We start from the raw sequence: 8,266 nt of genomic DNA, 5'->3' as shown, positions 1-8,266 counted from the left end.
CTGCTGCGCCGCACGCTGGACCTGCTCGATATCAGCCCGGTCGATGTGGTCAAGACGCAGGAGTGATCGGGCCGCCTTCTCTCCTGATCAGCCTTGCTCCCGCAGCCGCTCCGCGATCGCCCGGTGCAAGTCAGGGGCGGCGGTGACAAGCGCCTTGGCAGCCTCGGACTGCGGGTGGTCGAGCACTTCGCTCGTCTTGCCGCGCTCGACGATCTTGCCGTCATGCATGACCAGCACCTCGTCCGTGATGGCGCGGGCCACGGTCAGGTCGTGGGTGATGAAGAGGTAGGCGATGCCGAGCTTCTGGTTGAGCTCTGCGAACAGATCGAGGATCTGGGCGCGGATCGAGACATCGAGCGCCGAGACCGGCTCGTCGGCAACGACCAGCTTGGGGCGGGTGATGATGGCGCGGGCGATCGACAGGCGCTGGCGCTGGCCGCCGGAAAATTCATGGGGGTATTTGTCCATGTCGCTGATGCCGAGGCCGACTTCGTGCAGGGCATGCGCCACCATCTCGCGGCACTCGGCGCGCGTCGGCTTTTTCTCCAGCACATGCAGGGGTTCGGCAACCAGCTTTTTCACCTTCTGGCGCGGGTCGAAGGAGCCATAGGGATCTTGAAAAACGACCTGCATATCGCGTCGCGCCGGCTTCAGCTCGGCTTCGCTCTTGCCGGTTATGGTCCCGCCGCGGAACCGGATCGAGCCCGATGTCGGCCGATCCAGCGCCAGGATCATGCGGGCGAGCGTCGACTTGCCGCAGCCGGAGCGACCAACCAGTGCCACTGACTGACTCGGCGCCATCGACAGCGAGACGTCGTCGACGGCGCGGATACCAGGCGCGCGCTTGAACAGCGAAGTGCGCCGGCCGGGATAGTCGCGGGTCACGCCCTCGACCTGAAGCAAAGGGCGGCCCGTCTCGATGCCATGCGGCCTGGCGCGCGCCGGCACATGCATCGAGGCCTGCGCCAACTGGCGCGTGTAGGGGTGGAGCTGTTCGGATAGCGTGCGTGCGGTGTCGCCGGCTTCCATCACCTCGCCGCGGCGCAGGATGGTGATGCGGTCAGCCATCTCGGTCACCACGGCGAGGTCATGCGAGATCAGGAGCAGGCCCATGCGGCTCTCCGCGACGAGGTCGCGCAAAAGGTCGAGGATTTGTGCCTGCAGCACCACGTCGAGCGCCGTCGTCGGTTCGTCGGCGATCAGCAGCTTCGGCTTCAGCGCGCAGGCGATGGCGATGACGACGCGCTGGCGCTGGCCGCCCGACAGTTCGTGCGGATAGCGCGACAGCGGGAATTTCGCTTCGGGCAAGCCGACACGGTCGAGCATTTTTCGCGCCCGGTCTTCGGCCTCGGCGCGGCTGGCCCTGGTGTGCCAGCGTATGCCTTCGGCAACCTGCTCGCCGATGGTCTTGACCGGATTGAGCGCGGTCATCGGCTCCTGGAACACCATGCCGATGTCGTCGCCGCGCAGCGCACACATCTGGTCCTCGGTTGCTGCCAGGATGTCGATGCCGTCGAATGTGACACGTCCGCTGGCGCGCGCGGCATGGGGCAGAAGCTGCATCACCGTCAGCGCGGTCATCGATTTGCCGGAACCGGATTCGCCGACCAGCCCCATCACCTCACCGGGCGCGACGGAAAGCTCCACACCCTTGAGGATCTGCGTGTCGCCGATGGTCAGCGACAGGTTCTCGATGTCGAGCAGGCTCATCGCTGCCGCCGCGATTTCGGATCGAGGATGTCGGCGATGCCGTCGCCCAGGAGGTTCAGCCCCAGCACGGCGACAACGATCGCCATGCCCGGAAAGATCGCCATCCATGGCGCCACCACCATGCGGGTCTGCGCGTCGAACAGCATGCGGCCCCAGCTCGGCATTGGCGGTTGCGCACCCAGGCCCAGATAGGAAAGCCCGGCCTCGGCCAGGATGCCCAGCGCGAACTGGATGGTGCCTTGCACCAGAAGCAGCGTGGCGATATTGGGCAGCACATGTTCGATTGTGATCTGCGTGCTGCTCTTGCCGGCGGCGCGTGCGGCGAGAATGAACTCGCGCGGCCAGATCGCCAGCGCGCCGGCCCGGGCGACGCGCGCAAAGACCGGGATGTTGAAGATGCCGATGGCGATGATGGCGTTGACGGCGCCCGGTCCGAAGATGGCGGTGATCATGATCGCCGACAGCAAAGCCGGGAAGGCGAAGACGAGGTCGTTCAGCCGCATCAGCGCCTCGTCGACGGGGCCGCCGCGTGCCGCGGCAAAGGCGCCGAGCGGCACGCCGACCCCCATGCCGATGCCGACCGCGACCAGCGCCACGGCAATCGAATTGCGGGCGCCGACCATGACCATCGACAGGATGTCGCGGCCGAAATGGTCGGTGCCGAACCAGTGCGCCAGCGAGGGCGCTTGCGTCTTATCCGATATCACCAGTTTCGTGACGTCATAGGGCGTCCAGGCATAGGAGACGACAGCCATTGCCAGGATCAGCAGGGTGATGACGAAACCGGCAACGAAGGCGGTATTCCCGAACGCCTTGCTCAGGATGCTGCCGAACGTCTCTTCTGATATGTCGATGTGCAGTGTCATTGCCGGCTTCTCAGGCGCGGATCGACGACCGCATAGGAAAGGTCGACCAGCAGATTGACGGCGATGACGGCGGCGACCAGCAGCATGACGACGCTTTCGACGACGATCAGGTCGCGCTGGGTGATGGCCTGGAACACCAGCCTGCCGAGGCCGGGCAGATAGAAAACATTCTCGATGATGATGGTGCCGGCAAGCAGGAAGGCGAACTGCAGGCCCAGAATGGTCAGCACCGGAATCATGGCGTTGCGCAGCGCGTGCCGCCACAGCACAGCTCGGTAGGGCAGACCCTTGGCGCGGGCGGTACGAATATAGTCCTCGTTCAGCACCTCGATCAGCGCCGAGCGGGTGACGCGCGCCAGAATCGCGGCTTGCGGCAAGGCAAGCGCCAACGCCGGCAGCAGCAGCGACTTCAAGGCTGGCCAGACGCCGGCACTCCAGCCGGGAAAGCCGCCAGCAGGAACCAGCCGCAGCCAGACGGCGAAGACATAGATCAGCATCAGCGCGAACCAGAAATTGGGCACGGCGACGCCAAGCTGTGCGGCGCCCATGGAAATCGTATCACCGGCCCGTCCACGCCGGCTGGCGGAAAACAGGCCGACGGGAATCGCGATGAGGGTGGAGAGCGCAAGCGCAATCAGCGCCAGCGGCAGCGAGACGGCCAGCCGCTCGCGAACCAGACCGATGACCGGCACCGAATAGGTGTAGGAGCGGCCGAAATCGAGGCTGAGCAGGCCGCCCGCCCAGTGCAGATAGCGCCAAGCCAGCGGCGCGTTGAGGCCCATCTGGTTGCGCAGCAACTCGACCTGGTCGGCACTGGCATTCAGGCCCAGCATTAGCCGCGCCGGATCGCCGGGCAGGACCTCCAGGACGGCGAACACCACCATGGAAGCCAGCACCAGCGTGGCGATGGCGATGGCGAGGCGTTTTAGGAGGTAGGCGGTCATGGAAGGTGGGGGATCATTCGCTCCACTTCACCTTGGTCAAATCATTGGCCTGGATCGGGGCGTTTTCCCACAGCCCTTGCAGCTTGGCGTCCCAGACGCCGATCTTCGGCAATTCATAGAGGAAGCCGACCACCGCATCGTCGGCCAGGATCTTCTGCGCTTGCCCCAGCAATTCCTTGCGCTTGGCTTCGTCGGAGGTGACGCCGAGATCGGCAATCACGTTGTCGAAGGCCGGGTTGTCGTAGTTGAAGTAATAATCCTTGCGCGAATAGATATCGATGTCGTTGGGCTCGGTGTGGGAGACGATCGTCAGGTCGTAATCCTTCTTGGTGAACACCTGGTCCAGCCACTGTGCCCATTCGACCGGAATGATTTCCAGATCGATGCCAACGTCGCGAAGCTGCGAGGCGATGATTTCGCCACCGAGACGGGCATAGGTGGGCGGCGGCAGTTTCAGCGTCGCCTTGAAGCCGTTCTCGAGGCCTGCCTCTTTCAGCAATTCCTTGGCCTTGGCGACATCATGCGGGTAGCGGCCGGTGAGGTCGACATAGTCCTTGTTGGCCGGCGACATATGCGAGCCGATCGGCTGGCCGAGGCCGGCCGAGGCGCCGTCGATGATGGCCTTGCGGTCGAGCGCGTAAGAGATCGCCTGCCTCACCTGCAGCTTGTCGAAAGGCGGCTTCTTGTTGTTGATCGACAGGATGGTCTCACCCTCGGTCGCGCCGATCACCACCTTGAAGCGCGGGTCGTCCTTGACCTGGGCGACGCTGTCGGCATCGAAGAACGGGAAAGCCTGGATGTCGCCCGAGAGCAGCGCCGGCACATAGGCCGCGGCATCCGGCACGATGCGAAACTCGGCCTTGTCGAGCGACGCCGGCGTGCCCCAGTAATTGTCCGATTTGACCAGCGTGATCGACGATCCCTTGGCCCAGCTCTGGAACTTGAACGGGCCGGTGCCGATCGGTTTCTCCTTGTTGGTGTCGGCAGATTCCGGCGCCACGATCACCGCGTCGCCCCAGCCCATATTGTAGAGGAACGAGCCCTGCGGGTTCTTCAGCGTGACCTTGACGGTTGCCGGATCGACGACGTCGACCTTGTCGATGGCGGCGAACAGGCCCTTTTGCGCGTTGACGGAGTTGTCGGCTCGCGCCCGGTCGAGCGAGAATTTCACGTCGGCGGCATCGAAGTCGGTGCCGTCATGGAATTTCACGCCGGTGTGCAGCTTGAAGGTGTAGACCTTGCCGTCATCGGAAATGGTCCAGCTTTCGGCCAGATCCGGGAGCACCTCGCCATTCGGCCCGATGCGCGTCAGGCCTTCGAACACATTGGCATAGAGAACCTCGTCGATCGCTGCGGCGGCACCGGCGGTCGGATCGAGATGCGGGGGTTCGAGCGGAATGCCGATGACCAGGTCGGTTCGCGCGGCGAACGCAGAGGTGCCGGCGGCCAGCGACAGCACCGCGGCCGCCAGAATGGTTTTCCACAATTTCATCGTGCAACTCCCCATGCGTTCAGACACGTGCTCGAACCCGAGTGATAGAAGCGTGATTTCGCCACGGAGTAAATTGCGTTTCGTTCTGCCCCTTGGCGTGGCCGGGAATGTTTTTGTCCTGGCGACCGCATCGGCAGTCGAAGCTTGTCGCGGTGCACACCTTATCCCGTGGCTGTGCCGCGCAGCAGCACGTTGAGCCCTATCGCCATCACCTTGGCCGATTCCACCATGTCCGATATGCCGACCCATTCGTCCGGCCGGTGGGCGAGGTCGAGAATGCCAGGCCCATAAGCGATGCAATCATAGATATGGCCGATGCGAGCTATGTGCTTCTGGTCATAGGTGCCGGGCGAAATGACATAATCGGGTTCGCGGTCGAAGATCGCCATGATGCCTTGCGCAACCGCCTTGACCACCGGCGCGTCGCGCTCGGTCATCAGCGGCAGCACTTCCATCAGGTCGCGGATTTCATAGTCGAATTTTGTCCGCTCGCGTTTCAACCGGTCGAGAATGCCGGTCACTTCACCTTTGACGGTGTCGAGATCTTCCTCGAGCAGGAAACGGCGGTCGATGGTCATCCGGCAGGAGTCGGGCACGTTGGGCGACGGCAGGCCGGGCCGGAAATCCTCGGTCTGGCCGCCATGGATCGAATTGATGTTCATGGTCGAGCGTTTTGCTCCTTCGGGCACGACCGGCATGCGCGTCATCTTGCGGTCGAGCGCGGGAAACAGTTCGTCCTCGAAAGCCCGCAGCACGGCGCCCATGTGGCGCACCGCATTGTCGCCGAGAAACGGCATCGAGCCGTGCGCGATCTCCCCCTTGGTCTCGATCTCCGCCCACCAGACGCCACGATGGCCGAGGCAGATGCGGTCCTTGTTCAGCGGCTCGGGAATGATGACATGGTCGACCCTGGGTTTTGAGAAATAGCCGAGCCTGGCCAGATGCGCGACGCCGCCGAAGCCGCCGGATTCCTCGTCGACGGTGCCGGATATTTCGATGGCGCCGGGAAAATCGGGGAAGACTTCCAGGAAGGCCTCGGCTGCGATGATAGAGGCGGCAAGGCCGCCCTTCATGTCGCAGGCGCCGCGGCCATAGACCCTGCCGTCCCTGACGATGCCGGCGAAGGGATCGACGGTCCAGCCATCACCGGCTTCGACCACGTCGATATGCGAGTTGAAGTGGACGCAGGCGCCCGGCGACCTGCCTTCGGAACGGGCAACGACATTGACGCGCGGGTAGCGGTCGGTGTCGCCGGGCGTGCCTTCGGCGCGGATGAACTCGGTCTCGAAACCGCTCTTCTTCAGCCGCGCGCCGAGATATTCGGCGCATGGCCGGTAGGCCTCGCCGGGTGGATTGATAGTCGGAAAACGGATCAGTTCGGCGGTCAGCGCGACGACGTCGTCGCGCCTGTCATCGATTGCCTGGAGGAGTCGCTGGTTCATGCGCAGAGTTGAGCAGCGATCCCAGCGGTTTTGCAAGCCCGCCGGCGATCAAGCCGGTGCGGCGTGTCGTTGCGGCAACTATTGCGGGAAATCGTTCAAATTCGCTGCTTTGGATTGGCGAATTGGTCAAGGTGTGTGTGTTAGCCCGTGCATCTGCCATTAAAAAGATGAAAAACAATCAGGCAGGCAGGTTAGGGGCAATCAAAGGGGTTTGATCGCATGAAAAAGACAGTTCTCATGGCAACCATGTTTGTTGCAATGCTGTTCGGTGCTTCGGGGCAGGGCTGGGCAGCCAGCCTCGTTGCAAATATAGACGTGTCGTCGCAGACGATGACCGTCAGATATGGCGCGTCGGTTTACCGGTGGAGTGTCTCCACCGCCCGCACCGGCTATTTCACGCCGCGCGGCACCTATCGGCCGCAGCGCACGGCCAGGATGTGGTATTCGCGCAAATACCATATGTCGCCGATGCCCTATTCGGTGTTCTTCCATGGCGGCTATGCCATCCATGGAACCGGCGCCGTCAGGCAGCTCGGCCGCCCGGCGTCGCATGGCTGCGTGAGGCTGCACACGGCCAATGCCGCCACGTTCTATTCGATGGTGCGGGAAGTGGGTTTCGGCAACACGCGCATTGTCGTCACCAACTAAGGCGGGTTCAGGTTCGCTGTTGTCTGCTGGCGCTGGGCTAACCCCACGCCAGCAGCTCTGCCTAAGCGTTTGGGACCGCCTTTGCCCGCGGTCGCTTTCGACCCCCGCCGCTGATCTCCCACCTTTTGTGGAACCACATCCACTGGCCGGGATCTTCTCGCACCCAGCGCTCGACGACGTCGTTGAGACGCTGGGTGGTGGCACGGACATCGACGCTGCCGTCAGCGGTGCGCGGCAAGGTCAACTTGTCCTCGATTTCGAGCCGGAAGCGGTTGCCCGGCAGCCTGACGCAGCGCGCCGGATAGACGTCGCAATCGTAGTGGCGGGCAAGGGTGGCCAGCACGCGATTGCTCTGGCAGGGACGGCCGAAGAATGTCGTCTCCAGTCCATTGGAGAATTTCTGGTCGACAAGGATGCCGATGTTGCCGCCGTTCTCCAGAACCCCGGCCAGGGCGAATGACGCGCCCGCCATGGATGGCAGCAACGAGCCCATGGTCGAGCGGCGCGTCGAGAGGATGTAGTCGGCGAGATAGGGATTGTTAGGCGGGCGAAACAGCGCAGTGATGTTCATGCCGAAAGTCGCGGCCGCCACCGGCAGCAATTCGAAATTGCCGAGATGACCGGTGAAGACGATGTGCGGCTTCTCTTCGCTGGCTATTTCGACGAAGTGGTCAGCTCCCTTGACCTCGACGCGGCCGGGCTCGCTGGCTGCGGGGTCGTAGTCGAAGAGGGCGTCGAGAAAGATGTATTCGGCGGCAAGGCGAGCCATGTTGCCCCACATGTCGGAGGCGATCGCCTGGATTTCGGCTTCGCTCTTTTCCGGATAGGCCTTGCGCAGATTGTCGACGGCGACCTGATGGCGTCCCACCCGGGGGCCGACCAGGCGTGCGACGCGGTCGGCGAAATTCAGCGCACTGTCGGCCGGCAGCAGGCGCAGGACCGAGATGATCATCATCGCTGCCCGCGCCACCAGCCAGTAATTGAGCTGGCGCAGTTGCCTGCCGTAACGAAATTTGAGGTCCCGGCGGAACTTCTTGAATACAGAGGTCAAGGCTCTAGCCGACGCGCAGGATGATCTTGCCGAAAACGTCGCGGCCTTCCATGCGCTTCAGCGCGGCGTCGATACCGTCGAAGCCGACTTCGGTGTCGATGACGGGTGCGACC

8 protein-coding genes and 1 pseudogene are annotated in these 8,266 nt (G+C 63.4%); 2 read left to right on the top strand and 7 right to left on the bottom strand.

The genetic code is table 11. From position 1 onward, the window contains the following. Nucleotides 1-87 precede the first annotated feature (87 nt). From EN879_RS15485 to EN879_RS15465, 5 genes are all read right to left on the bottom strand, one after another. Entirely contained in the window at nt 88-1,710 is a 1,623-nt protein-coding gene (locus tag EN879_RS15485) for a dipeptide ABC transporter ATP-binding protein (protein WP_013531215.1), read from the bottom strand. Then, nucleotides 1,707-2,576, bottom strand: a complete 870-nt coding sequence (locus tag EN879_RS15480) for an ABC transporter permease (RefSeq protein ID WP_063168182.1) — start codon at nt 2,574-2,576, stop codon at nt 1,707-1,709. Before EN879_RS15480 ends, EN879_RS15485 begins: the two co-directional genes overlap by 4 nt. Then, a complete protein-coding gene (locus tag EN879_RS15475) occupies nt 2,573-3,520 on the bottom strand; it encodes an ABC transporter permease (protein ID WP_063168181.1) in 948 nt (315 codons plus the stop codon). The genes EN879_RS15480 and EN879_RS15475 overlap by 4 nt, the downstream gene beginning before the upstream one ends. Nucleotides 3,521-3,533: 13 nt before the next feature. Continuing rightward, the gene (locus EN879_RS15470; RefSeq protein ID WP_063168180.1) at nt 3,534-5,012 is read right to left on the bottom strand and encodes an ABC transporter substrate-binding protein; all 1,479 of its coding nucleotides are present in this window, start codon (nt 5,010-5,012) and stop codon (nt 3,534-3,536) included. Nucleotides 5,013-5,173: 161 nt separating this feature from the next. Continuing rightward, nucleotides 5,174-6,454, bottom strand: coding sequence for an acetylornithine deacetylase/succinyl-diaminopimelate desuccinylase family protein (locus tag EN879_RS15465; RefSeq protein WP_063168179.1), 1,281 nt, complete (start codon nt 6,452-6,454; stop codon nt 5,174-5,176). 8 nt (nt 6,455-6,462) lie between these two features. On the opposite strand from EN879_RS15465, the gene EN879_RS15460 reads away from it, so the two are divergent. Together EN879_RS15460 and EN879_RS15455 are read left to right on the top strand one after the other, a co-directional pair. Next, nucleotides 6,463-6,669, top strand: coding sequence for a hypothetical protein (locus EN879_RS15460; protein ID WP_127224121.1), 207 nt, complete (start codon nt 6,463-6,465; stop codon nt 6,667-6,669). 4 nt (nt 6,670-6,673) lie between these two features. Next, nucleotides 6,674-7,102 (top strand): L,D-transpeptidase, encoded by a 429-nt coding sequence (locus EN879_RS15455; protein ID WP_013531220.1) that lies wholly within the window; start codon nt 6,674-6,676, stop codon nt 7,100-7,102. A gap of 61 nt (nt 7,103-7,163) precedes the next feature. On the opposite strand, the gene EN879_RS15450 is transcribed toward EN879_RS15455, so the two are convergent. Beyond that, entirely contained in the window at nt 7,164-8,153 is a 990-nt protein-coding gene (locus EN879_RS15450) for a lipid A biosynthesis lauroyl acyltransferase (RefSeq protein WP_127274117.1), read from the bottom strand. A 4-nt stretch (nt 8,154-8,157) separates the two neighbouring features. Beyond that, nucleotides 8,158-8,266 (bottom strand): annotated as a pseudogene (locus tag EN879_RS15445) (NADPH:quinone oxidoreductase); the annotation flags it as partial.

The organism is Mesorhizobium sp. M7A.F.Ca.AU.002.02.1.1 (assembly GCF_003998535.1).
GTDB classification, from domain to species: Bacteria; Pseudomonadota; Alphaproteobacteria; order Rhizobiales; family Rhizobiaceae; genus Mesorhizobium; species Mesorhizobium ciceri.
This window is presented reverse-complemented; position numbering and strand designations above follow the sequence as displayed.

Bases quoted from the DNA above. Each gene is read 5' to 3' on its own strand.
- EN879_RS15485 (WP_013531215.1), bottom strand. From the start codon at position 1,710: ATGAGCCTGCTCGACATCGAGAACCTGTCGCTGACCATCGGCGACACG.
- EN879_RS15480 (WP_063168182.1), bottom strand. From the start codon at position 2,576: ATGACACTGCACATCGACATATCAGAAGAGACGTTCGGCAGCATCCTG.
- EN879_RS15475 (WP_063168181.1), bottom strand. From the start codon at position 3,520: ATGACCGCCTACCTCCTAAAACGCCTCGCCATCGCCATCGCCACGCTG.
- EN879_RS15470 (WP_063168180.1), bottom strand. From the start codon at position 5,012: ATGAAATTGTGGAAAACCATTCTGGCGGCCGCGGTGCTGTCGCTGGCC.
- EN879_RS15465 (WP_063168179.1), bottom strand. From the start codon at position 6,454: ATGAACCAGCGACTCCTCCAGGCAATCGATGACAGGCGCGACGACGTC.
- EN879_RS15455 (WP_013531220.1), top strand. From the start codon at position 6,674: ATGAAAAAGACAGTTCTCATGGCAACCATGTTTGTTGCAATGCTGTTC.